The 24,717-nt window shown below is 74.1% G+C and carries 16 protein-coding genes; 4 read left to right on the top strand and 12 right to left on the bottom strand.

Annotation, left to right across the window (positions count from 1 at the left end):
* Positions 1-19 precede the first annotated feature (19 nt).
* The gene (locus BCD49_RS23085) at positions 20-1,417 is read left to right on the top strand and encodes an ABC transporter ATP-binding protein (protein WP_007520065.1); all 1,398 of its coding nucleotides are present in this window, start codon (positions 20-22) and stop codon (positions 1,415-1,417) included.
* Positions 1,418-2,203, top strand: a complete 786-nt coding sequence (locus tag BCD49_RS40945) for an ABC transporter permease (RefSeq protein ID WP_083401645.1) — start codon at positions 1,418-1,420, stop codon at positions 2,201-2,203.
* A 1,381-nt stretch (positions 2,204-3,584) separates the two neighbouring features.
* Here the strand turns inward: BCD49_RS40945 and BCD49_RS44250 are convergent.
* Together BCD49_RS44250 and BCD49_RS23100 are read right to left on the bottom strand one after the other, a co-directional pair.
* The gene (locus tag BCD49_RS44250) at positions 3,585-4,796 is read right to left on the bottom strand and encodes a glycosyltransferase (protein ID WP_007520062.1); all 1,212 of its coding nucleotides are present in this window, start codon (positions 4,794-4,796) and stop codon (positions 3,585-3,587) included.
* 533 nt (positions 4,797-5,329) lie between these two features.
* Positions 5,330-6,973 carry a lipopolysaccharide biosynthesis protein gene (locus BCD49_RS23100; RefSeq protein WP_007520059.1) on the bottom strand — a complete coding sequence of 548 codons (1,644 nt, stop codon included), beginning with the start codon at positions 6,971-6,973 and terminating at the stop codon, positions 5,330-5,332.
* Positions 6,974-7,251: 278 nt separating this feature from the next.
* Here BCD49_RS23100 and BCD49_RS23105 point away from each other — a divergent pair, with 278 nt between their 5' ends.
* Positions 7,252-8,886 (top strand): glycosyltransferase family 4 protein, encoded by a 1,635-nt coding sequence (locus BCD49_RS23105; protein WP_007520057.1) that lies wholly within the window; start codon positions 7,252-7,254, stop codon positions 8,884-8,886.
* An 81-nt stretch (positions 8,887-8,967) separates the two neighbouring features.
* Here BCD49_RS23105 and BCD49_RS23110 read toward each other — a convergent pair whose 3' ends face one another.
* The 4 genes from BCD49_RS23110 to BCD49_RS23130 form a co-directional block, all read right to left on the bottom strand.
* The gene (locus BCD49_RS23110) at positions 8,968-9,873 is read right to left on the bottom strand and encodes a glycosyltransferase (RefSeq protein ID WP_241832382.1); all 906 of its coding nucleotides are present in this window, start codon (positions 9,871-9,873) and stop codon (positions 8,968-8,970) included.
* Positions 9,874-10,791: 918 nt separating this feature from the next.
* Complete coding sequence (locus BCD49_RS23120) at positions 10,792-11,286, bottom strand: ribose-5-phosphate isomerase (RefSeq protein ID WP_007520577.1); 495 nt, start codon at positions 11,284-11,286, stop codon at positions 10,792-10,794.
* 149 nt (positions 11,287-11,435) lie between these two features.
* Positions 11,436-12,215, bottom strand: a complete 780-nt coding sequence (locus BCD49_RS23125; protein ID WP_007520575.1) for a mycothiol-dependent nitroreductase Rv2466c family protein — start codon at positions 12,213-12,215, stop codon at positions 11,436-11,438.
* A gap of 64 nt (positions 12,216-12,279) precedes the next feature.
* Positions 12,280-13,833, bottom strand: coding sequence for an AI-2E family transporter (locus tag BCD49_RS23130; protein WP_083401650.1), 1,554 nt, complete (start codon positions 13,831-13,833; stop codon positions 12,280-12,282).
* A 422-nt stretch (positions 13,834-14,255) separates the two neighbouring features.
* Between BCD49_RS23130 and pepN the strand changes: the two genes are divergently transcribed.
* Positions 14,256-16,808, top strand: a complete 2,553-nt coding sequence (gene pepN, locus BCD49_RS23135; RefSeq protein ID WP_007519612.1) for an aminopeptidase N — start codon at positions 14,256-14,258, stop codon at positions 16,806-16,808.
* Here pepN and BCD49_RS23140 read toward each other — a convergent pair.
* The 6 genes from BCD49_RS23140 to BCD49_RS23165 all read right to left on the bottom strand — a co-directional run bounded on the left by BCD49_RS23140 (position 16,805) and on the right by BCD49_RS23165 (position 24,506).
* Entirely contained in the window at positions 16,805-18,316 is a 1,512-nt protein-coding gene (locus BCD49_RS23140; RefSeq protein ID WP_007519611.1) for an MFS transporter, read from the bottom strand. The two genes, pepN and BCD49_RS23140, sit on opposite strands and share 4 nt — an antisense overlap.
* Positions 18,317-18,502: 186 nt before the next feature.
* Positions 18,503-18,928: a DUF5130 family protein gene (locus BCD49_RS23145; RefSeq protein WP_007519609.1), complete on the bottom strand. Its 426-nt coding sequence runs from the start codon at positions 18,926-18,928 to the stop codon at positions 18,503-18,505.
* Positions 18,915-19,316 carry a hypothetical protein gene (locus BCD49_RS23150; RefSeq protein ID WP_007519607.1) on the bottom strand — a complete coding sequence of 134 codons (402 nt, stop codon included), beginning with the start codon at positions 19,314-19,316 and terminating at the stop codon, positions 18,915-18,917. The genes BCD49_RS23145 and BCD49_RS23150 overlap by 14 nt, the downstream gene beginning before the upstream one ends.
* A gap of 150 nt (positions 19,317-19,466) precedes the next feature.
* Positions 19,467-21,869 carry a 4-alpha-glucanotransferase gene (locus BCD49_RS23155; protein ID WP_007519605.1) on the bottom strand — a complete coding sequence of 801 codons (2,403 nt, stop codon included), beginning with the start codon at positions 21,867-21,869 and terminating at the stop codon, positions 19,467-19,469.
* Positions 21,870-21,879: 10 nt separating this feature from the next.
* The gene (locus tag BCD49_RS23160) at positions 21,880-23,778 is read right to left on the bottom strand and encodes a HAMP domain-containing sensor histidine kinase (protein ID WP_071041894.1); all 1,899 of its coding nucleotides are present in this window, start codon (positions 23,776-23,778) and stop codon (positions 21,880-21,882) included.
* Positions 23,775-24,506, bottom strand: coding sequence for a response regulator transcription factor (locus BCD49_RS23165; RefSeq protein ID WP_007519601.1), 732 nt, complete (start codon positions 24,504-24,506; stop codon positions 23,775-23,777). The genes BCD49_RS23160 and BCD49_RS23165 overlap by 4 nt, the downstream gene beginning before the upstream one ends.
* Between the last annotated feature and the right edge of the window lie 211 nt (positions 24,507-24,717).

Below are 24,717 nucleotides of genomic sequence, written 5' to 3' on the forward strand. Positions count from 1 at the left end.
TCGCGGGAGGAACAACCGGATGACGTCGGGCGAGCGGGGACGGGCGAGCCGGCGTCGGCGCGGCGACGCCGGCCCCGCGCAGGTCAGGGAGCCGAGCTCGTCGGTGTTCCCGAACCTGCCCAACCTGCGGCTGCCGCACCCGCTGCTCGGGCACACCCATCTGCCCCACCCGCATCTCCCCCACCCGCACCTGCCGCACCGCGACCCCCACCGCGACCCGTACGCCAGCCTCGGCCGGCGCCCGGACGCGGCCATCTGGACCCGCGGGCTCACCAAGCTGCACGACGGCCGCCGTTCCGTGGACCACCTGGACCTCGACGTCCCGGTCGGCGCGCTGTCCGGGTTCGTCGGGCCCAACGGCGCGGGCAAGTCGACGACGCTGCGGATGCTGCTCGGGCTGATCCGCCCGACCGAGGGGGTCGGCTACGTGCTCGGGGAACCGGTGAGCCATCCCGAGCGCTACCTCAGCCACGTCGGCGCGATGATCGAGGGACCGACCTTCCACCCGGGGCTGTCGGGCCGGGAGAACCTGCGGCAGCTGGCGGTGCTGCGCGGCGTCGACAACCGCCGGATCTACGAGGTACTGCGAATGGTCCGGCTCACGGGCCGCGCCGGCGACCCGTTCGCCAGCTACTCGCTCGGCATGAAGCAGCGGCTCGGCATCGCCGCCGCGCTGCTGCCGATGCCGGAGCTGCTGATCCTCGACGAACCGACGAACGGGCTGGACCCGGCAGGCATCCTGGAGATCCGCGCGCTGCTGCGCGAGCTCGTCGACGACGGGATGACCGTGTTCGTCTCCAGTCACCTGCTCGCCGAGATCGAGCAGATCTGCGACCACGTGGTGATGATCCGCGGCGGGCGGCTGCTGTTCCAGGGCCGCACCAGCGAGCTGCTGGCTGCCGGGGAAGCGCGGATCCTGCTGGCCCCCGAGCGCGGCGCCGACGCGCGCCGGCTGCTCACCGTGCTCGCAGAGGACGGTGTTCGGGCGGAGATCCGCCTCGACGGGCCGCCGACGGTCGCGCCGCGCTCATGCGACCAGCGTGTCGTCGTCGTCGCGCACGCGCCGGAGCGGATGGCCGCCGACCTGAACCGGGCCGCGATGCGGGCTGGCATCGCGCTGCGCGGCCTGCGCGCCCACCGGCCGAGCCTGGAGGAGACCTTCCTGCGTGCCACCGGCGGGTCCGACGGGTCCGACGGCGACGGCGACGACGGCGACGCCCTGTCCGGCGACACGATGCCCGGCGCCCAGCCGGTCAGGGGCCACGGCGTCGCGGCGCCGACGGCCGAGACCGGCGCGGACGACGCCGCCGCGTCGGCGGTCTACCCGGCCGAGCCCGGCCATCCGGCCGACACCGGCCGTACACGCTCATCCCCGGTCCTTCGGGCCGGGTCGAGCCGGCACCGGGGAGGTCGATAGATGGTCAGGGCATTCCTCGCCGAATGGTTCCCGCTGCGACGTCGGCGGTTCGTCGTCGGCACGTTCAGCGCGACGGCGGCCGTCGCAGCCCTCGGCGCCGTGCTGACCTTCATGGCCACCGGCGGGCGCGATTTCTACGGCGACTACCTGCACACCGCCGCCCTGTCCCGGCCCAGCGGCATTGTCGAGGGCCTGAGCTCGATCAGCATCCTGCTCGGCGTCGTCGGGCTGTGCGTGGTCGCCGCGGCGCTCGCGGGCGACTACAGCCGCGGCACCCTGCGCAACCAGCTCACGGCCCAGCCACACCGGTTACAGCTGCTCGCGGGCAAGTGCCTGGCGCTCGCGTCGTTCATCGCGCTGGTGGTGCTCGCGGCGGCGGCCGTCAGCGTCGCGCTGTCGTTCGTCCTCGCGCCGATCAAGGGAGTGTCGACGGACGCGTGGACGTCGGCGGCGGGGGTGCGCGAGCTCGGCAAGGGGATCGCGAACAACCTGCTCAACGCCTGGGGGTACGGGGTACTCGGTGCGTTGATGGCGATCGTGTTCAGGTCTCCAGCCGCGGCGATCTCGGTCGGCCTCGCGTACGTGCTGCCAGTGGAGATCATCATCACCGGCATCTGGGGGACCGCCGGCCACTGGCTGCCCGGCCAGCTCCTGCAGGACATCGCCAACGGCGGCCACGGCTACTCGACCACGTACGCCGACGCCGGCCTGCGCATCCTGCTCTACGGCCTCGTGGCCGCGCTCGTCACCGCCCTCCTCTTCCGCTACCGCGACATGACCTCCTGACCGCGCGGCCCAGCCGGCTGGCCGCGGCGCGCGCTGGCGCAGGATCAGCGTCCCGGCGACGGCGGCGGTGAACGCCTGGCACCCGAGACCGGCGAGCGCCGTACGCATGACCAGGCCGTCGGCCAGGGCGAGGACCACGGCGGTCAGCGGCGCGCAGCCCGCGAGCACCCAGACAATCTGCCGGGAGCGCGCGCCCAGCAGGAACGACGCGAACAGCAGCGTGACGGACAGGCAGGTCATCGCGAGCGCGAGCACCCACAGCCCGTCCGCGGCCGCCGTCAGCCTCGGTCCGAACACCAGCGCGAGGAGCTGGTGGCCCGCGACCGCGCCGACCGCCGCGAGCAGCAGCCCCGGCGTGACGACGACGCCCAGCGCCATCGCCAGCGCCTGGCCCGCGGGCCGGCCGTCCCGGCGCCGCAGCGCCGCCTCCGCGAGCAGGTAGTTCGCCACCGCCAGTCCCATGAACACCGGCACCTTGCAGGCGGTGGAGATCGCCGCGTAGCCGGCCACCGCGTCCGGGTTGCGCCAGCCGACGATGACCACGTCCATGTTCTGCAGCAACGCGAGGGGCACCAGCGTGGCCAGCGCCGTCGAGGTGTCGACGGCCAGGCCGTCCCGGGTCCGCCGGTGGACGCCTTGGCCGCGGGCGCGCGCGGCCGACGGCACCGCCCGGGTGGTCTCGCCGCCCGCCAGCCCGCCGGACGCCGGCAGCCAGGCCGGTCGAGAGGTGCCCGCCACCGCCCGACGGGCGAGCACGGCCCCGACGGCGACGCCGAGCACGAGCCCGAGCCCGACCCCGTCCACGCCGAGCCCCGCGCAGGCCAGGACGATGATGCAGGTGACCCGCAGGAAGGTCTCGAGGAACAGGTTGGCCGCCAGTGCCGGGTAGTCGCGCCGGGCCTGGAGCAGCCCGCGCTCGACGCACAGGCTTACCCACACCGCGGCGGCGAGCGCCGCCTCGGCGATCGCGACCGGGTGCGGGTAGGACAACAGCGTCGCCACCGGCCCGCACAGCGCGAACGCGACCAGCGCGGTGGCCAGGGTGGCGAGCAGGACCAGACCGCGCAGGCGCCGGGCCCAGCCCCGCCGCGCGTCGGTCTCCTCGTCCCGCGCGGCGAGGTCGCGGTGCACGACCGCGATCAGGACGGCGGTGCCGACGACCGACAGGACCATGAAGATGTTCGTCTGCTCGACGACGGCGCCGTAACCGTCCGCGTCCAGGACCCTGGCCAGCACGAGGTTCATGACGAGGTTGAGGAGGTTCACCCCGGCCGCGGCCGCCGCCAGCGCCATCGGACCGCGCAGCAGTTCGACGACGAGCTCCCGTCGGACCACCGCGTTCAGGGCCATCGGTGGCACCGCGCCGCGGCTCGGCCCGGCGTCATCGACGCCCGGCCGAGCTGGCTGGTCGCATCCGTGGCGAGCGCGGCAGCGCGGACCTCGCGCCGGCCCGCAGCCAGCTCTGCGGCGGCGCGGATGCCGGTGGCGGCGGCGGAGCCGGTGACGCCGACATGTCCGGCGACGTCGGTGCCGGCACCGGCGAGGCCGGGCCGGGCGGCCCGGGCGGCGCCGCCGGTGCCCGGCCAATGCGCCGAGGCCTCGCCGGATGCGACGACGGGGTGGGCGAGCAGGGAAGAACGGACCTCGCCCCAGCCAGCAGCCACGCCGGTGACGTCGACGGAGCCGGTGGTGTCGAGCCGGGTGGGGCCAGGCCGCAGGGTCTCTGCTCCGCCGCGGCCGCCGACGGGGCCGCGGCTGGCCGGGCGATCGCGCCGAGGGCGGCCGGGTCCGGTCCGCCGCGGGCGCCCAACCCGAGGCCGCACCACCCGCCGTCGTCAGCCGCCGGGCCGGCGGGCCTGAACCTGGCGACCCGCGCCCGCTGGCTGGCCCGGGTGATGTGGCGGCGAGCCTTGAGCAGATCGACGAGCATCGCCGGGGTGTGCCGCGCGGCGCTGAACGTCCCTTCCGGCTTCTCGATCCAGCGAACCGGGACCTCCGCTATCCGGTAGTCCAGCGACCGCGCGATGGCGAGCACCTCGACGTCGAAGGCGAAGCCGGTGACCTGGGACTGGCCGAAGAGGATCTTCGCCTCTGCCCGCCGGAACGCCTTGAAGCCGCACTGGGTGTCGGCCAGGCCGAGCGGAACGAGCCGCCGGGAGATCCCGTGGAACGCCCAGCTGCCGAGCCGGCGGGTGACGGCACGGTCGGCGCCGCGGCCCAGCCGACGCGACCCGAGCGCCACCTCGGCCTCCTCCAGCGCCGCCAGCAGCGCGGGCAGGTCGGAGATGTCGGAGGCCAGATCGGCGTCCATGAACACGATCGCCTCACCCGTCGCGGCGGCCACGCCGGCCCGCACCGCGGCGCCCTTCCCGTTGTTGCTCGGCAGGCTGATCACCCGGCCTTTCGCCAGGTCTCGCAGTAGTTCTGTGGCTATCCCGGCGGTGTCGTCGACGCTGCCGTCGTCAACGACGATCACCTCGGCGTCGTGGAGCGCGAGGCCGTGCAGGGCATCCGAAAGAACGGGGAGGGAGGACGGAAGCCGGTGAGCCTCGTTGAATGCCGGGATAACAACACTTAAAGGGATTTTGCCCATCAGAAACCCCCGCCGTGTCAACAGGTGAACAACAGGGCATGTGGGGCCGTCGCGCGCGCCGCATCCGGCCATCGGACAAGCAGACAGTTACTACAGGACATGTCAAGCGTGCCAGCACTGTAGCCACTTGCGTACGCATGCGCACGTTTTGTCGGCCGATGACATTCCGTCACCCTTGCCAGGCTTCCGCCCGGGCGACGTGACTGGTCGCGTCCAGCCGCGACCACCGCCGGCACGGCTCAGGGCACGGCGGAACTCGAACAGCCACTGCCGGTCACGCGGGCTTCATCGATCGCCGTCCGGCTGTGTCAGCTCACCGTCACACTCGGCGAGGGCTGTCCTGACCCGTCAGATGATGCCCGGTCTGTGCCGCTGGTGCATCAAATGGTTTGTTCGCCCCGGTCAGGCCCGGTACGTCCGACGCGATCGTGGCATCGGGTGGCATCGGGGTCGCCGTGCCCGTGGCATCCGTCACGCCGTGGCGCCCGCCACGCCCGCGGCATCCGTGCGTTCCGTGGCGCCCGCGAGTCCCATCATGCCCGTCGCCTGCCGGGCCCCAGGGCCGGCGTCCGCGGCGGGCCGTCCGCTCCCCCGTCCTCCGCGACGGAGCCGCCGTCGGGGGCGATCGCGGCCACGGTCGATCCGTCGGGCCCGGCCTCCTCGGCCTCCTCGCCTTCCTCGGGCTCGGCGAGGCCGTCTCGGGCCGAGGGAGACGCCTTGGCGGGCCGGGGCGCGGCGGCCGCCGTGGCGGCCAGCGCGGTCGCGGGGCCGCGAGGGGGGGCCGCCACCACGGTGTCGGGGCGCGGCGAGGGCACGGCGCCGTCCACCGTCCGGCCGGCGGCGAGGTGGTGGCTGTGCAGCCGGTACACGAGCGCACCGGCGACGGTCGCGGTGAACGCCTGGCAGGCGAGACCCGCGACGGCCGTCCGCATCACCGCGCCACCCGCGAGCGTGAGCACGACCGCGGTCAGCGGGGTGCAGGCGGTGAGCGCCCAGACGATCTTCCGGTAGCCCGCGCCGAGCAGGTAGGTGGCGAACATCAGGGTCACCGCGAGGCACGTCATCGCGAGCGCCAGCACCCACAGCGCCGACGACGCCACCGCCAGCTCCGGACCGAACACCAGGGAGAGGACCTCGTGGCCCGCGACCGCGCCGACGGCGGCGAGGAACAGCCCCGGGGTCACCACGAACACCAGCGCCATCGCGAGCGCCCGCCCGGCGGGCAGGCCTTCCTTACGCCGGCGGGCGGCCTCCGGCAGCAGGAAGTTGGCCACCGCCAGGCCGATGAACACCGGCACCTTGCAGGCCGTGGAGATCGCCGCGTAGCCGCCGATGCCGCTCGGGTTGCGCCAGCCGACGATGACGACGTCCATGTTCTGCAGCAGCGCGAGCGGCACCAGCGTGGCCAGCGCGACCGACGACTCGGCGATCAGGCTGTCCCGGGTACGCCGAGGCGACGCCGCGACCGGCACGATCGGGATCGGCCCCGTCGCCGTGGGCGTGAGGCCCTCGGTCCGTTCACTCAGCCGGGCGCCTGAGGACCGCCGGATGAGCGACGGCGTGCGCGCGACCGCGTGGCGGGCGTGCTCGCCGCCGGCCAGGCAGCCCAGGGCGAGAGCGAGACCCGCGCCGTTCACGCCGAGGCCGGCGGAGACCAGGGCGACGACGCAGGCGATCCGGAAACCCGACTCGAAGACCAGGTTGCGCGCCAGCGCCGGATAGTTGCCCCTGGCCTGCAGCAGGCCGCGCTCGACACAGAGCGCCACCCAGATCGCGGCGGCGATGGCGGCCTCGGCGATCGCGAGCGGGTGGGGGTAGGAGAGCATCACCGCGACCGGCTTGCACAGCGCCAGCGAGACGACCGACGCGACCAGGATCGCGGCCCAGGTGACGTTGCGCAACTGGCGGATCCAGGCGCGCCGTTCGCGGCGCGTGTCACCGATGTGCGCCGACTCGCGGTGCACGGTCGCCGTCAGCACAGCGGTGCCGACAACCGACAAAATCATGAAAATGTTGGTCTGGACGCCGAAGGAACCGTATCCATCCGGGCCAAGCGCCCGGGCCAGCACCAGGTTCATGATCAGGTTGAAACCGTTGATCAGGACGCCGGCGACGGCGAGGGCCGCCGGGCCGCGCAACAGCTCGGCGACGAGATCCCGCCGAACCGCGAGCGCCATTGCCCTCTCCCACTACGCCGGGTCACGGTCTCCGGGCGGCCATGTCGGCCCAAGACCCGCGCAATCGTATGACTGAGCCGTGGGCACCTTCCCCCCGGGCGTGGTCATGGCCCCGCGCGCCGTCGCGCTGGACGGCGGCGCCCTTCGCGCCAGTTGGGTCCCCTTGGGCTAGGTTGTCGGGCGCGGTCCGCGTGGCCGTGGGTCCTGGTGACGGACCGGCGTGACGGACCCCGGCCGGCGAGGAAACGACCGGCTGGTGCAGAAGGAGAGGACCACCAGTGCGCACCCCCGGCGCCGCGCCCGGCCAGCAGCCGCCCGCCGATGCCGCGCGGCGCGCCGTCGGCCGGCTGGCCGGCCGGCACGTGGTCTTCCTGAACTGGCGTGACCTGGAGCATCCCCAGGCGGGCGGCGCGGAGCTGTTCTGCCAGTCGGTGGCCGCGCGGTTCGCGGCCGCGGGGGTGGAGGTCACGCTGCTGACGGCCCGGCCGCCGGGGCTGCCCGCCCGCGCCGACGCGGACGGGGTGGTTATCCGTCGCGGCGGCGGCGCGTTCGGCGTCTACCCCTCCGTCCTGGGACGGCTGGCCCGGCTCGCCAGGTCGGCGCGCGGTGTCGACGCCGTGGTCGACTGCCAGAACGGGATCCCGTTCTTCAGCCCACTGGTGCTGCCCGCGGCGACCCCGGTGGTGCAGGTGCTCCACCACGTGCACCAGAAGCAGTTCCCGCTGTTCTTCCCCGGCCCGGTCGCCCGCGTCGGCCAGCTGCTGGAGGCACCGGGGAGCCGCTGGGTCTACCGGCGCCGCCCGGTCGCGGCCGTGTCCCCGTCGACGCGGGACGAGGCGCGTTCCGTGCTGGGCCTGCCCGGGCCGCGCTTCCTCGTCCCCAACGGGGTGACCCCGGCGGTCGCCCCCACCGACGCCGGCCCGTCGCCGAGCCCGTCGATCGTCTGCGTGGGCCGGCTGGTCCCGCACAAGCGGTTGCACCTGCTGCTCGAGGCGGTCCCCACCCTGGCCGCGCGCCATCCCGGCCTGGTGGTGCACCTGGTCGGCGACGGCCCCGACCGGGAGCGGCTGACCGCACGCGCCGCCGAGCTCGGTCTCGACCAGGGCGGGCCGGACAGCGCCGCCGTGCTGCGCTGGCACGGCCACACCGACGCGACGACCCGCGACGCCCTGCTGGCCAGCGCCTGGCTGACGGTCAACCCGTCGCACGGCGAGGGCTGGGGGCTGTCCGTGCTGGAGGCGAACGCGCTCGGCGTCCCGGCGCTCGCCTTCCGGGTACCGGGTCTGCGCGACGCGGTCCGCGACGGCGAGACCGGCTGGCTGGTCGATGCACCCACCCGGCTCACCGAGGCCGTCGACCTGGCGCTCACCGAGCTGCGCGACCCGGCGCGCGCGGCCGCGCTGCGCGCCGGCGCGCGCCAGTGGGCGGCCGGATTCCGCTGGGAGGCGACCGCCGCGCTCCTCGCGTCGGTCCTCGACTCCGAGCTCGCCCGCGCCGGCCGGCGCGACCGCCGGCGGGCCGACGACGCCGTCACTGTCGCCCAGTTCCCCCTGGGGCGCGACGACCCGCCACCGCGACTGCGCCGGACGGATCTCGTCTACCGGACGATCTTCGCGGACGGCGCCGGCCAGCACGCCGCGTCACCCTCGGACGGCGCGGTGGCCCTGCTCTACGGCGCGTCGCCGGCCCAGGCGCGCGCCGCTCTCGTCCGGGCCGGTGTTCCGGGCAACGCCGTGCGGCTGCGCCCCGCCATCGGCACCGACCTGCTCGTCGCCGCCGGCCGGGCCTGGACCCGCGACGCCGACGGGGACGACGCCGTCTCCCCCCGCGTCGTCCCGCTGTCCGCCGAGAGGCTCGCGCACGACCAGGAACCCGCCTCGCCGCCTGGACCCGCCCGGCGGGCCGTCGGCTAGGGCACGGCCTCAGCCGGTGCCGTCGGTGTCACGCCAGCCCGCCCCGGTCGGCCGGCGCCGCTGGCTGGTAGGCCGGCGGCGCTAGCTGCCGCGGATGCCGCCGGCTTCCTGGGGCATGGCTGATGGCTGCGGCTGCGGCGGCGGCCCCGGCGGCGGGCCACCGGCAGCCGCCGCGGAAGGGCTCGGCGGCGGCGGGCCAGCGGCCTGGTCCGCCGGGCGGGCGGGCCCGGCGGTCGGCCCGGCGGCGTCGCGACCTCGGCTCGGCGGCCACGCGGTGGGCTTCGCCGGCCCGGCTGGCACGGCTCGCTGGGCATGACGGCGTGCCCGCGCGAGCTCGGCCAGCATCGCCGGGGTGTGCCGCACGACCCGGAAGGTCCCGCCCGGCTCCTCCGACCAGCGGACCGGGATCTCGGCGATCCGGTAGCCGAGCGACCGGGCGAGGCTGAGCACCTCGACGTCGAAGCCGAAACCGTTCGCCCGCGACAGGCCGAAGAGAACCTTCGCCTCGGCGTGCCGGAACGCCTTGAAGCCGCACTGGGTGTCGGCGAGGTCGAGGGAGACCAGCGAGCGGGTGAGCTGGTTGAACGCCCAGCTGCCCAGGCGGCGGGTGGCGACGCGGTCGGCGCTTCGGCCGAGCCGGCGCGAGCCGAGCGCCACCTCGGCGTGCTCCAGCGCCGCCAGCAGCAGCGGCAGGTCGGCGACGTCGGAGGCCAGGTCGGCGTCCATGAACACGATGGCCTCGCCGACGGCGGCGGCCACCCCGATCCGGACCGCGGCGCCCTTCCCGTTGTTCCACGGGAGTCGGATCACCCGGCTGTCCGGCACGTCACGCAACAGCTCGGCGGCTACTCGGGCGGTGTCGTCGGTGCTGCCGTCGTCGACGACGATCAGCTCGGCACCAGGAAGGCGACGCAGGACGTCCGAGAGGACAGGGAGCGACCATGGAAGCCGGCGGGCCTCGTTGAATGCCGGAACCACGACGCTCACGGGCACCCGGTCCAAGTCCCACCCCACGCTGCGCCGACCCCGTGCGACTGGCGTTTGCCGGCCGTCGCGCGAATAGTACCTTCGTGCTATTTGCCGAGAAACATCGTCCAGGGACGAGTCCGACGTTCCGGAACTTTACTCACCTGTCCGACACCAACTCGTTGGACAAGTTGACCGATGGCGCGTCGTTGCCCGTCCGTTGACGTCTACATTGACGTGACAGTGCGGTACGACCGACACGAACCGTCCCTGACCGGAATGCCACAGAACGTGCACATACCGAGGGCACAGCGGCGGATCTCGCCGCTCGCGTCCACCGCCCCGGGGTCACGGTCGCGCATGGTCGACCGCCTCCACTCACCCCCAGCCGCCCCCCGTTGCTTCTGCCGTGGGCGACCAGTGGGCAGTGAATGATCATTCAGTGAACCGGCTGCGGACGGACACCCCCCACGTCGCCGACGGTCACGACGGAGAATGGTCTCCCTGCCGTCCACCGCCCGTCTCCAGCCGCGCGGCCGGCGACGGCGCGAACGGAGGAGACATGGCCGATCCGGGGCAGGACCGAAGGCGGGACGGCTGGCGCGACGGTGACGGCGCGCTGCGCGGGCTCGTCGGCGCGGGGCGCAGCAAACTCAGCCCGAGCGCGGCGATGCGGGCCCGTGACGTCGCCCACCCGGACGCGGAGGATCTGGCCCAGGCCGAAAGGCTGATCGCCGAGCGGCTCCGGGGACGCGCCGGCGCCGACCGGCCCGGTCTCGACCGGGCGGCGAGCGACGGGGCGCGGACCGCCCGGCCCGGCGGGCGGCCGTCGCCTGGCTGGCTCATCCGGCGCGGCCAGCCCGCGCCACGGGACCGACCCACGTCACGGGACCGACCCGCGCCACGGGACCAGCCCATGCCGCCAGGCCCCGCCTCCGGTCAGACCGCGGGGGGAGCGGGAGCGCCTGAGGGGACGGGGGGAAGCTCGCCGGTGCGCTCGTAGGCGGTCAGCATCCGCAGGCGGCGGGTATGGCGGGCCTCGTCGGAGAACGAGGTCGACAGGAACACCTCGGCGAAGGCGAGCGCCTCGGTGACCTCGTGCATCCGGGCACCCAGGCTGAGCACATTGGCGTCGTTGTGCAGCCGGCCCAGGCGCGCGGTCTCCTCGGACCAGGCGAGGGCGGCGCGCACCCCCGCCACCTTGTTGGCGGCGATGGCCTCGCCGTTGCCGGAGCCGCCGATGACGATCCCCAGGCTGCCCGGCTCGGCCGCGACGGCCGCGGCAGCGGCCATGACGAACGGGGGGTAGTCGTCGTCGGGGTCATAGTCGGTCGGCCCGTGGTCTATCGGGGTGTGGCCGAGCTCTGCCAGCCACTCGCCGAGGGCGGCCTTCAGGTGGTAGCCGGCATGGTCAGAACCGAGATGGACACGCACGATGAGCCATCATGCCCCCTCCGGCGGGGCCACGAGCACCCAGAGCCCAATAACGCTACCGAGTGCCGAGATCCTGCCGGGCCGGCGATGGCGCGACGATCACTGCCACGCCACCGTCGGCCGCGGCCGCGCGCGTCAGGACTCGCGGGTCAGGACTCGCGGGAGACGAGGCCCGCCGGCCGTTCGATCGGCTCCGGCGTGGCGGCCGGGTTCTGCCGGACCAACCCGCCGAAGGTCGCGTCCACGCTCACCGCCGGCGCGTCGAAGGTCAGGTTGTCGAACGTTGGCCCGACGTCGCGGGTCCGCTTGAGCTCGTAGAAGCCCGGCGTCTGCGCGACGAGCAGGAAGCCGTCCCACAGCCGGCCGGCCGCCTCGCCGGTCGGCGCCGGCGTCATCACCGGGCCGAACAGCGCCACGTCGCCGACGGCGACCACCGGCGTGCCGACATCCATGCCGACCCGGCCGATGCCCTCGGCGTGGCTCTCGCGAACCCGGTCGTCGTACTCGGTCGACTCGGCCGCGTCGGCGAGCGACTCCGGTAGGCCGACCTCGGCCAACGCAGCCTCGAAGACGCTCCGGCTCCATTCGGCCTTGTCGATGTGCCGGCGCCGGGCCAGCGCCGTGTAGAGCGGCCCGAGCACCTCGTCGCCGTGCGCGGCGGCCGCGGCCACGGCGATCCTGACCGGGCCCCACATCAGCGGGATCATCGACTTGTAGGGCTCGGGAATGTCGTCACGCCCGCCGTTGAGCACCGCCAGGCTCATGACGTGCCAGCGGACCTCGACGGAGCGGACCTTCTGGACCTCGAGCATCCACCGGGACGTCAGGAACGCCCATGGACAGCTCGGGTCGAACCAGAAGTCGGCCACTACCGCCGGCCCGCTCTCGGCCACCGATGACACAGTTTCGACGCCTGTACCTGCGGTCATGTGCTGTCTCCTGTCCGGACGGCGCACCCGACGGGCCATCGCCCGCCGCGTTCCCCCTCCGGCGTCAACCATCCGCCGCGGGCGGTRCCTTCCCACTTGTGGCGAGATATCTCGCCACCCGGTTGATCACAGCCACGGTCGGCACGGCGACGACCGCTCCGGGGATCCCGGCGAGCACGCCTCCGGCCGACAGCGCGATCACGATCGCGAGCGGGTGCAGCCRCACCGCGCGGCGCATCACCAGTGGCTGCAACAGGTGGCCCTCGACCTGTTGGACGAACAGCACCACGCCGAGCACGATGATCGCCGGCACCACTCCCTTGGCCACCAGCGTGACCAGGATGGCCGCGACGCCAGCCGCCGTCGCGCCGATGATCGGGATGAACCCGCCGAAGAACGTCAGGAGTGCCAGCGGAGCGACCAGAGGCGTGCCCACCGCGACCAAGCCGATCGAGATGCCGATGGAGTCGACGACCGCGACGAACACGGTGCCGCGGATGTAGCCGGTGAGGGTGTTCCACGCCTCCACCCCCGCGCCGCGGACCCGCTCCTCGGCGGTCGCCGGGAACCGGGACACGATCCAGTCCCAGATCCCGGCGCCGTCATAGACGAAGAAGAAGGTGGCGAACAGCGTGACCAGGATGGTGGTGAGCACCTCGAACAGCACCGAGGCTGTTGTGATCACACCGGACAGCACCTTGCCCCGGTTCTCGCTGAGCGAATGCTGGATGCTGTTGACCAGGTCGTCGATCTGCTTCTGCGACAGGTTCAGCGGACCGTTGATCAGGTAGTCGCGGACCTGGTCGATACCCGCGCTGACCTGGTCGATGACCTTCGGCAGTTCGTTGGCCGCGTTGAAGCCGACGGCGACCGCCGCGCCGCCGATCAGGATGAAGAAGGTCAGCAGCGCGATGAACGCCGAGGCGAGCCGCGGCACGCCGATCCGCTGCAGCCGGTGCGCGATCGGGACGATCAGCGCGCTGATCAGCAGGCCGGCGACGACCGGGATGACGACGGTGCGGACCCGCCCGATCGCGACCACCACGACGTAGACCGCGGCGCCGACGACGAGCAACCGCCACGACCACCCGGCGCTGACTCGTAACGCCAGCGGCACCGCCCGCTCGGCCCGCTCCCGCGTCGAGAGCCGGGCGGCCTCCTCGGCCGCCGCGGCCCGCCGCGCGGCGGCCTCGGCCCGGCGCGCCGCCGCCTCGGCCTCGGCCACCTCGGCGGCCCGGCGGACGGCGGCGGCTCTGGCCTCCCGGCGCGCCAGGACCCGCCCCTGCAGGTTCGCTCGAAGGCGCCCGCCCCGAGGGGGCGCTCCGGCGCCCGGTCCGTCGTCACCCGGTCCGTCGTCACCCGGCCCGTCGTCCGGATCAGCGCGGTCGGCGCCAGCATCGGCGTCGACGTCGCCCGCGTCGCCCGCGTCGCCGACCTCGTCGGTGCTCCCAGTACTGTCGCCGTCCGCGGCGCCGCTCCCGGCGCCGCCGCTGTTGGCGGGGTCCGCGACCTCGGCGGTGTCGTCGACCTCGTCCGTGCCGTGGGCGTCCGCGTCCGGCGTGTCGTCGCCGCCAGGCGGCGACGGGTCGGACTGCTCTCCGCGCGCGGCCCGTTCCACCTGGGGCTCTCCTCCGGTCGTCCGGTCGTCCGGTCGAGCGTCGTGCCGGATAGCCGGCGCTCAGGGTCGGCGACCAGCGCGTAGCGCACCGCTGAACCGGCCGGCCGGACACGCGGCCCCGAGACTACGCCGGAATCGTCCCACATCGTTGACAGGCCGCCGGCAGCTCGACCCAGCACGCCCAGCGGCGGGCAACGCCGTGAGCGCGGGCACGGCCCGGTCGCCCACGCAGCGTGGAAGACTGGCGGGAATGGTTCTTCCGCCGCGCCTCCGGAGGCCAACCGGAGCCACCTGGCCAAAGGAGGCGCGAAAATGTCCTTCTTCGCGCCTCCGGAGGCCAACCGGAGTCATCTGGCCAAAGGAGGCGCGAAAATGTTCTTCTTCGCGCCTCCGGAGGCGACCGGAGCCAAGAGAGGATCCGAGTGCCGAACAACCTCACCCGTGACGAAGCAAGCAAACGCGCCGGGCTGCTGAACGTCTCCTCCTACGACGTCGAGCTCGACCTGACAACCGGTCACGAGACCTTCGCGTCGACGACCGTCGTCACGTTCACCGCGACCGAGCCCGGAGCGACGACCTTCATCGAGCTGGCGGCGCCGGCGGTCCGCGAGATCGCGCTCAACGGCGTCGCGCTGGACCCCGCCGAGGTGTTCGACGGCGAGCGGATCACGCTGGCGAACCTCGCCGAGTCGAACAGGCTCGCCGTCGTCGCCGACTGCGCCTACTCGCGCACGGGTGAGGGCCTGCACCGGTTCGTCGACCCGGTCGACGAGGCGGTGTACCTCTACACCCAGTTCGAGACGTATGACGCCCACCGGATGTACGCCTGCTTCGACCAGCCCGACCTGAAGGCGGCCTTCACGCTGAGCGTCACCGCCCCGGCCGACTGGAAGATCATCTCGAACAGCCCGGTCGCGGCGGTCGCCGAGGCCGCGATCGGCGTGCGCGTGACCCGGTTCCTGCCGACCGTGGTGATGTCGACCTACATCACCGCGCTGGTCGCCGGCCCGTATCACGAGGTCCGCGACCACCACGACGGCATCGACCTCGGGCTGTACTGCCGGCGCTCGCTGGCCGAGTTCCTCGACCCGGCGGAGCTGTTCGAGATCACCCGGCAGGGCTTCGACTTCTACCACCGGGTGTTCGACTACCGGTACCCGTTCGGTAAGTACGACCAGCTGTTCGTGCCGGAGTTCAACGCCGGCGCGATGGAGAACGCCGGCTGCGTGACGTTCCTGGAGGACTACGTCTTCCGCGCCAAGGTGACCGAGGCGCGCCGGGAGCGGCGCGCCGAGACGATCCTGCACGAGATGGCGCACATGTGGTTCGGCGACCTGGTGACCATGCGCTGGTGGGACGACCTGTGGCTGAACGAGTCGTTCGCGACCTACATGTCGGTGCTCGCGCAGGTCGACTCCACCCGGTTCACCAACGGCTGGACGACCTTCGCGAACGCCGAGAAGGCCTGGGCGTACCGGCAGGACCAGCTGTCGTCCACGCACCCGATCGTCGCGGACGCCGTCGACATGGACGCGGTGCGCACGAACTTCGACGGCATCACCTACGCCAAGGGCGCCTCGGTGCTCAAGCAGCTGGTCGCCTGGGTCGGCCAGGAGGAGTTCCTCGCCGGCCTGCGCAGCTACTTCCGCGCCTACGAGTACAGCAACACGGAGCTGCGCGACCTGCTCGACGAGCTGGAGAAGTCCAGCGGGCGCAAGCTCACCGCCTGGTCGCGCGACTGGCTCGAGACCACCGGCGTCAACACGCTGCGGCCGCGGTTCGAGACCGACTCGTCGGGGCTGTTCACCGCGTTCGACGTCGTCCAGGAGCCGGCGTCCTCGCCGCCGACCGCGTCCCAGACGCTGCGGCCGCACCGCGTCGCGATCGGCCTCTACGACCGGGACGAGCAGGGTGACCTGGTCCGCCGCGAGCGGGTCGAGCTCGACGTCGTCGGCGAGCTCACCGAGGTGACGAAGCTGGTCGGAGCCCGCCGCCCCGAGCTGCTGCTGCTCAACGACGACGACCTGACGTTCGCCAAGATCCGTCTCGACGACCACTCGTTGCGGACGCTGGTCAGCGACATCGGGAAGGTGCGGGCGTCACTGCCACGCACGCTGTGCTGGGCGGCGGCATGGGACATGACCCGCGACGCGGAGCTCGCCGCCCGCGACTACGTCCAGCTGGTGCTGTCCGGCGTCGATGCCGAGGACGACATCGGCGTGGTGCAGACGCTGCTCGCGCGGGCCGCGCTCACGCTCGACAGCTACGGCGACCCGGCGAACCGGTCGGCGGCGCTGCGGGCGCTGTGCGCGCGGGCCGAGGAGCTGATGCGGGCGGCGGGCCCCGGCAGCGACCTGCAGCTGGTGTTCACGACGACGTTCGCCCAGGCCGAGGACCCCGACCAGGTCGAGAAGATCCGGGCGATCTTCGAGGGCCGCGACACGATCGAGGGCCTCGCGCTGGACACCGAGCTGCGCTGGACGCTGCTGACCCAGCTGGTCGCCCGCGGCGTCTACGGCGACGCCGAGATCGACGCCGAGCTGGCCCGCGACGCCACGGCGGCGGGTGAGAAGCGCGCGGCCACGGCACGCAGCGCCCGACCGACCGCGGAAGCGAAGGCCGCGGCGTGGGCGGCGGTCATGGAGTCCGACACGCTGTCCAACCATCTCCTGGTGGCGACGCTGGGCGGCTTCTGGATCTCCAGCCAGCGGGAGCTGACGAAGCCCTACGTGGACCGCTACTTCGCCGAGATCGCCGAGATCTGGAAGACGCGCAGCTTCGACACCGCGCAGACGATCACCCAGGTACTCTTCCCCGACGGGGTCATCGAGCAGGCAACGGTCGACAGGGTGGACGCCTACCTGGCGAGCGAGGACCCGGCGCCCCCGCTGCGCCGTGCCCTGGCCGAGGGCCGAGACGGCCTGGTCCGGGCCCTGACCGCCCGCGCCAAGGACACCGCGGCGTCGTCGGCTTAGGCCCCGCCGCCGCCCGGCTCCGGCCTCAGGGACGGAGCCGGGCGGCGGGGTCGCAGGCCGGCGAAGGCGATCACCGAGGCCGCCAGGCTGCTGGCGGCGACGAACCACCAGCCCTCGTGGAAGGCACTCACCAGGTGCTGACGCGCCGGAGCGCCGACGACGGCGATGAGGACGGCCACGCCGAGGACGCTCGCGACCTGGCGGGACATGTTCATCACCGCGCTGCCGGTGGCGAACCGGTCGGCTGGCAGGACCGTGGTCGCGCCGGCGGTCAGCGTCGGCAGCACCAGCCCCACGCCGACCCCGGTCAGCAGCATGCCGGGCAGGATTCCCGCCGCGTAGTGCGTGTGCAGTCCTACCCGCAAGGCCCACCAGGCCGCTCCTACGGCGTAGATCAGGGCGCCGGTGCCCGCGACCCGCCCGAGGCCGAACCGGGCGACCAGCCGGCCCGCCAGCAGCAGCGCCACCGGCGGCACCATCGCCGGCCCGGGGGTGACCGCGAGGCCGATCTTCAGCGCCGACCAGCCCCAGGCACTGTCCATGTAGGTCACCAGCGACAGCAGCATCGCCGCGAACGCGACGCTGAACAGGAACAGCGCGCCGATCGCCGGCGAGAACCCCGGCGAGCGCAGCACGGAGAGCTCCACCACCGGCGCCGGGTGGCGGGCGGACCGCGCCACGAACCCGGCCAGCAGCAGGGCGGCGCCCGCGAGGCTGCCGATGACCGCCGCCGACCCCCAGCCCCAGTCGGACGACTCCACCAGGCCGAGAGCGAGCAGGCCGATGCCGGCGGTCAGCGCGAGCACGCCGACGAGATCCGGCAGCGGCCCGGGGTTGTCCTCCCTCCGCCGCGGCAGCACCCGCGCGCCGAGCACGAGGGTCGCGATGCCGACCGGCAGGTTCACCAGGAACACCCACCGCCAGTCGGCCTCGACGAGCAGGCCGCCGGCGACCGGGCCGAGCGCGGCGGCGAGCCCGCCGACCGCCGCCCAGCCACGCACCGCGGCGGCCCGCCGCGCGGGCGGGGTGGCCGCGAGCAGCAGAGCCAGGCTCGTCGGCAGCAGCAGCGCCGCGCCCGCCGCCTGCGCGACCCGGCCGACGACCAGCGTCACGATTCCCGGGCTCGCCGCGCACAGCGCGCTCGCCGCGGTGAACAGCGCCGTCCCCAGCAGGAAGCCGCCCCGGTGCCCATACCGGTCGGCCAGCCGCCCGGCGGGCACCAGCAGCGCCGCGAAGGCGATCGCGTAGCCGTTGAGCACCCAGGACAGCGTCGACAGCCCGCCACCGAGGTCCCGGTGAATGTCCGGGAAGGCGATGTTGACGATGAACAGGTCCAGATTGGACATGAACACCGCCGCGGACACCACGCCCAGCACCACCCGTGCCCGCCGTCTCACCCCGGGCTCGGCGGCCGCGGGAGGCGCGGCACCGGTCGCCGTCCGCGCCGCGGGGACCGACACCGGCCCCCGCTCGGCCGCCGGGGGCGCCGTCCGCAACGCGTCGTCCACCGTCAGAAACCTCCTCGCCGCCGTCCGAGCCTCGGACGACCATCTGAGTTCATATATCGAACTCAGATGGGCCGCAAGGGTCCAGGGCGCATCGGTGGACGCCGTGGTGCGACGTCACATCCGAAGATCAGGTAAGCGCGAGGCCCGGGCCCTGCTCGACGGGTGCCGCCCGGGCCGTCCGCCTCGCTATGCCAGGCCGGGCTGAACCGCGCCTGGCCGAGACACGCCGGGCCGAGGGGATTCGGACGGCGGTCCGGCCGCGTCCGCGAGCTGACGGAGCCCCGAGACCAGGCCGCCGACCAGGTCGCCGACGGCGAAGCTGGACGTCATCGCCAGCGTGGCGAGCGAGGCGGCCACGTCGGGGATCCGGCGGCGGGCGGCCGGGGTGGTGGCGATCCGGACGAACCGCTGCCCCGGCGAGACGAGAATGAGCACGGCGGCGGGCTGGCCGTCCGCGATCTCGCCGAGGATCCGGTCAGCGGCGGCCTTCGGATCACCGGAGACCGCGCCGACGCGGACATGAAAACCGATACCGGTCTGCCGCTCGGCTAGAAGCCGCGCGTGGTTCAGCCGGTCAAGCTGGTCCTGGCGGAACGCCTCACCAGCTGCCACTGGCTCCGCCGGAGCCCGGCGCCGCCGTGTCCGCGGACTTCTGCGCCGTGGGCTCGGCGTCCGGGGCCGCTCCCTCGCCGCCGAGCCAGACCTCGCGGTGGTCCCAGGGCTGCCCGGGCCGGTAGCGGTCCGAACTCTTGCCGCCGGACAGCGCGGTGATGATCAGGGCGACCAGGAAGCCGCCGACGATCGTGCCGCCGTAGATCAGCCAGGACGACAGTGGGGAGAGCGGATCCGGGCTGTAGTGCGTGCCGATTCTCCCCCCGTCCGCGAAGGCGGCCGTGGAGAGGAGCGGAACGGTCAGAGCGGTCAACGCGGCGAGCGTCAGCGCACGACGCGCCCCGCGGCGCACAGGACGGCGAGTCACGGTTCCGAAGACTACCGGCATCGGTTCTCTTGCGAGAGCCGCATGGTCCCCCCGTGTTCTACCGGACGTAGACCGTTGAGCATCCGCCCCGTCAGCCCAAAACCAGAGCTCCATCGGCGCCCCGGACCGGGGCCTTCCGCCGGCGGGCCCGACGGCCCACCGGCGCGGGGTTCAGGTGGCGGCCGGCGGATCGGCGGTGGACACCTCGGACAGGATCTCGACGAGGCGGGCGACCCTGGGGTCGACCATCAGGTCCTCGAGGGTGATGGCGACGCCGCGGCCGTCACGAAGCGGTAGGCGCCAGTTCGGGTAGCTGTCGACCGTGCCGGGCAGGTTGGGCTGGTGGCGGTCGCCGACGGCGTCGCCGGGGGCGGCGAGGATGATCCGCGCCGGCGTGGCGACCAGCAGCCGGTGCATCCCGAGCACGGCGGCCCGGACGAGGGCCGGGTCCAGCTCGTCGCCGCCCGTGGCCGACTTCTCGGCGGCGGCCGGGTCCTCGGTGTCAGCCCGCTCCTCGGCGGCGGCCTGGGCCGCGGCCGGGTCCTCGGTGAGCAGGCCGTGGGCGCGCAGGTGGGTCAGCAGGCCGTCGCGGGCGGCGCGCCAGTCGGCCGTCTCGTCCGCCAGCGGCCGGGCGAGCAGGCCCCGGTCGGCGCGGGCCCTGACGTGCTCGCCCAGCAGGAAGCCGGCGGCGGTCGGCAGGTCGTGGGTGGTGACGCTGGCCATCGTGTGCTCCCGCCAGGCGCTCGGCGGGAGCGGGACGCCGTCGGCGTCGTTCTCGAACCACAGCACCGACGACCCGAGCACGCCGGCGTCGGCCAACCGGCTGACGACCGTCGGCTCGACGGTGCCCAGGTCCTCGCCGACGATCACCGCGCCGGCCCGCGCCGCCTCCAGCGCGATCACGCCGAGCATGGCCTCGGCGTCGTAGCGGACGAACGTGCCGTTCGCGGCGCCCGCACCGGCCGGGATCCACCACAGCCGGAACAGTCCCAGGATGTGGTCGACGCGCAGCCCGCCGCCGCGGGCGAGGACCGCGGCGACCATCTGGCGCAACGGCGCGTAGCCGGACGCGGCGAGCCGGTCCGGTCGCCATGGCGGCAGGCCCCAGTCCTGGCCCTGCTGGTTGAACGTGTCCGGCGGGGCGCCGATGCTCGCGCCCGCCGCGTAGGCGTCCCGGCCGGCCCAGGTGTCGGCGCCGGCGCGGTCCACGCCGACGGCCAGGTCGTGGACGACGCCGACCCGCATCCCGGCGTCCCGGGCGGCGGCCTGCGCCGCCGCCACCTGCCGCTCGCAGCGGTCCTGCAGCCAGCGGTGGAACGCGACCCGGTCGGCGAGATCGCGCTGGGCCGCGGCGACGGCGGCGGGGTCATGGTCGCGCAGCCCGGCGGGCCAGGCCCGCCAGTCGGGGCCGTACCGCTCGGCGAGCGCGCACCAGGTCGCGAACTGGGACAGCTCGTCATCCGCGGCCTCGCCACCGCCACTGGTGGCGGTGGCGGTGGCGGACGGCGAGGCGGGGACGGGGCCGGGGACGGCGAACAGCAGCTCGAGCGCTGCCCGCTTGGCCTCCCAGACGGCGTCCCGGTCGATCAGGGGGCCGAACTCGTCGTCGCCGTCCGCCGCCAGCGCTGGAGTGGCCGCGTTGCTCCCGCGCGCCCGCGCGGGCGGTACGGCGCCGTCGCCGGCCTGCGCCTTGCGCGCCGCGGCGGCGTAGCCGTCGACGGCGGCCCGGGTCGCCTCGCTGGCGGCGGCGTACTCGGGGGTGTGCTCCGGGCGCAGGTAGAGCGGGGACAGGAAGCGCCGGCTCGTCGGGTAGTAGGGCGACGACTGGACGGGCATGGTGGGCGCGGCCGCGTGCAGCGGGTTGACGAGCAGGACGTCCGCCCGCCCGCCGGCTGGCGAGCCCGACCAGGCGGCGAGCTCGGCGAGATCGGCGTAGTCACCGATCCCCCACGAGCCGGCCGAGCGCAGCGCGTAGAGCTGCGCCATCCAGCCCCACATCCGCCCCGATCCCGAACCCGTGGGCCCGTCATCCCTGGGCTCGGGCACCCGGTCGGGCACGGCGACGACCTGGGTGCGGCTCTCCCGCCCGCCCGCGCGCACCCGCAGGACATGGTCGCCCAGCGGCAGCCCGGCGGGCAGTAGCGCCGGCACCGCGGCGAGCTCCTCGCCGTCGACCTCCCGCCGCTCCCCCACCGGGCCGAGCGGTACCGCCACCCGCCCGCCGCCGTCACCCAGCTCGAGCTCGCAGCCGACGGCGCCGTCGGTGGCCGCGGCGGCGGCCACCGACGACGGGCCCGTCGCGGTCGCCGCGAGTCGCGCGGGCAGGCGCAGGATGACGGGCCGCGGCGCCGAGGCCTTCACGACCACGCTCGCTGGCGAGAGCAGCCGCCACGGGGCGGCCTGAACGTCGGCGAGCGCCGCCGCCGGGTCGGCGGTGTCGACGCCCATCAGCTCCAGCACGCGGCGCACCGCCGTGGCCGAGACGGCGACCGGCTGGTCGTGGGCGTCCAGGTAGCCGGTCGCGACACCGTAGGCCCCGGCGAGCGCGGCGAGCGCGGGGTCGACAAGATCCATGACGAGCAGCCTAAGGCTCGGCGTCGGCGCCCCCGCCGGGGCTGTGCGGGTCGGGGCGACCGGCGGCGGTGAAACCGAGATAGGCGCGGCGGACGGCCTCGTCGTCAGGGTCGCGAGGATCCGGCCGGCCCGGCGTGTCGCGCGCCCGCGGGCTCGCCGGGCTCGGCGACACGGGATTGGGCGCCCCAGGGCTCGGCGCCACGGGGCTCGGCGCCACGGGGCTCGGCGTCTCCGGTGGTCGCTCGGGCAGGAGATCGGGCTCCGGTGCCGCCCAGGGCTCCCCCGGCTGAGCCCGCGGCCCGTCCCAGAGTGGTCCCGGCTGCGTCTCCGGCGGCGCGGCGAGGGGCAGCCACATCCGCATGCGGGCGCCGCCGCCCGGGGCCTCGCCCGCTGTGACCGTGCCGCCGTGGGTGTGCACCGCGTCGGCGACGATCGCCAGGCCCAGCCCGGACCCGGGCAGGCTGCGGGCGTCGGTCGACCGGTAGAAGCGCTCGAAGACGTGCGGGCGGTCCTCCGAGGAGATGCCGGGCCCCTCGTCGCTGACGATCACCTCGCCGGCGGCGGTCTCGACGCGCACGGTCGAGTCCGCCGGGGAGAACTTCACCGCGTTGTCGAGCAGGTTCGTGACCGCCCGCTCCAGCATGTTCGGCCGCCCGTCCACCCAGGACGCAGCCGACGCCACCTCGATCACGATGCCCTTCGGGGCCGCGCGCCGCCGTGCCCGCGCGACGGCCGCGGCCACCACCTCGGCCAGGTCGAGCCGCTCGACCTCCTCCACCGGCGCCTCGTCGCGCGCGAGCTCGACGAGCTCGCTCACCAGGCCGGTCAGCTCGCGCGTCTGGCCGTCGACGTCGCGCAGCAGGTCCGCCCGGTCGGCCGCGGGCAGCGCGCGGTGCGGGTTCGCCTCGGAGCGGATGAGCAGCTCGATGTTGGTACGCAGGCTGGTCAGCGGGGTGCGCAGCTCGTGACTGGCGTCGTCGACCAGCTGGCGCTGCCGTGCCTTGGAGGCCGCGAGGGCGCGCAGCATGCTGTTCAGGCTTCCGGCGAGCCGGGCGATCTCGTCGGTGCCGGTCACCGGGATGAGCGCGGACAGGTCCTGGGTGCGGGCCACATGCTCGGCCGCGGCGGCCGTGGCGTCGACCGGCCGCAGGGCCGCGCGTGCCACGAGCAGACCGGCGACCGTCGAACCGCCCACGCCGACGATGCCCACGACCAGCATCACCAGACCGAGCTCGCCCAGTGTGCTGGTCACATCCGACATCGGGCGGGCTAGCTGAAGGCCGAGCCTGTTCGGCGTCATCTGGTAGTCGGAAGGGAAGGGGCTGTTGGCGAAGTTCTTCGACGTTATCCGCAGGGCGACGGTGGCGACGCGGTACTCGTTGCCGTCGACCTTCACCGTCCGCAGCCGGAGCTGGTCGTCCTGCGCCTGCGAGACAGYGATGTCGGCGCCGTCCACCGGCAGCTGGACGTAGTCGGTGGGGTTGGACGGCCCGAGGATGGTGCCGTTCGGCCAGAACACCTGCATGCGCAGGCCGAGCGGGTTCGCGTAGATCTGGATGCGGTCGTCCTCGAGGCTGTTGGGATCGGGCCCCTCGACGTACCAGAGCTTGATGTTGTCGCCCGCGACGTTGACCTGCTGGCGTAGCTGATCGTCGATCGAGTTGCGCAGGACGACGTTGGTCGCGCCGAGCGCGACGCCAGCGACCACCGCGATCCCGGCCAGCACGGCGGCGCCGACGAGCATCGCCATCCGGTTGCGCAACGCGAGCCGGGAGAACCACCTCCGGCGCCGCTGGCGCGGCGCGATGACGGTGGACCCGACCCGGGCTCCCGCGTGGCCACCGCCGGTGGAGGCATCGGCCGGGCGGATGGTGTGCCTGTCGGCGAGGAGATCGAACGGGTCGGTCATGAGGGTGCCGGGGTCGGCGACTGCTCACGCAGCACATAGCCGACGCCGCGGACGGTGTGCAGCAGCCGGGGCTCGCCGGCCGCCTCCAGCTTGCGCCGCAGGTAGCTCACGAACACCTCCAGCGAGTTCGACGACGGGCCGAAGTCGTACCCCCAGACCCGTTCCATGATCATGGAACGGGACAGCACCTGGCGCGGGTGGGTGAGGAAGAGCTCCAGCAGCTCGAACTCGGTCTTGGTGAGCGTCAGCTCCCGGCCGGCCCGGACGACCTGCCTGCTGCTCGGGTCGAGCGCCACGCCGCCGTAGCTGAGCACGCCCGTGCCGGCCGCCGCGGCGGAGCCTGCCCTGGCGCCGGTGCGGGCCGTGAGCGCCGAGCGGCGAGCGAGCGCCCGCAGCCGGGCGAACAGCTCCTCCAGCGCGAACGGCTTGACGAGGTAGTCATCCGCCCCGACGTCCAGGCCGCTGACCCGGTCGGCGAGCCCGTCACGGGCCGTGAGCATGAGCACGGGTAGGTCATCCCCGCGGGCGCGCAGCTGCCGGCAGGACTCCAGCCCGTCCATCCGCGGCATCATCACGTCCAGGATGGCGATGTCCGGCCGTTCCCTGGCGATCAGCTCCAGCGCCGCGACGCCGTCGGCCGCCGTGGCGACCTCGTACCCCTCGAACCGGAGCGACCGTTCCAGGGACTGCCGAACCGCCGCGTCATCATCCACAACCAGTACCCGCACGTGCCCAGTCTGCTCCGGCCGACGCCTCTCGGGGCTGTCCCGACAAAGGGCTCAGGGATATCTCGCTCCCCGTTCAGCATCCCTTCAGGCGGCGCCGGCCGGCCGCGCCATCCGCCGGGACGTCACCGGATGCCGGGCKAGGCAGGGGATCCCGGGCAGGCGCCAGGAGGCGAAGGGCGCCTCCGTCGGCCCGCGCCGCTGTGGGGACGCC

The sequence above is a fragment of the Pseudofrankia sp. EUN1h genome, assembly GCF_001854645.1.
GTDB lineage: Bacteria > Actinomycetota > Actinomycetes > Frankiales > Frankiaceae > Pseudofrankia > Pseudofrankia saprophytica.

Excerpts from the sequence above, each read along its gene's own strand:
- BCD49_RS23125 (WP_007520575.1), bottom strand. The coding sequence starts at position 12,215 with ATGACCGCAGGTACAGGCGTCGAAACTGTGTCATCGGTGGCCGAGAGC.
- BCD49_RS23100 (WP_007520059.1), bottom strand. The coding sequence starts at position 6,973 with ATGGCGCTCGCGGTTCGGCGGGATCTCGTCGCCGAGCTGTTGCGCGGC.
- BCD49_RS44250 (WP_007520062.1), bottom strand. The coding sequence starts at position 4,796 with ATGGGCAAAATCCCTTTAAGTGTTGTTATCCCGGCATTCAACGAGGCT.
- BCD49_RS23085 (WP_007520065.1), top strand. The coding sequence starts at position 20 with ATGACGTCGGGCGAGCGGGGACGGGCGAGCCGGCGTCGGCGCGGCGAC.
- BCD49_RS23155 (WP_007519605.1), bottom strand. The coding sequence starts at position 21,869 with ATGGATCTTGTCGACCCCGCGCTCGCCGCGCTCGCCGGGGCCTACGGT.
- BCD49_RS40945 (WP_083401645.1), top strand. The coding sequence starts at position 1,418 with ATGGTCAGGGCATTCCTCGCCGAATGGTTCCCGCTGCGACGTCGGCGG.
- BCD49_RS23150 (WP_007519607.1), bottom strand. The coding sequence starts at position 19,316 with ATGCCGGTAGTCTTCGGAACCGTGACTCGCCGTCCTGTGCGCCGCGGG.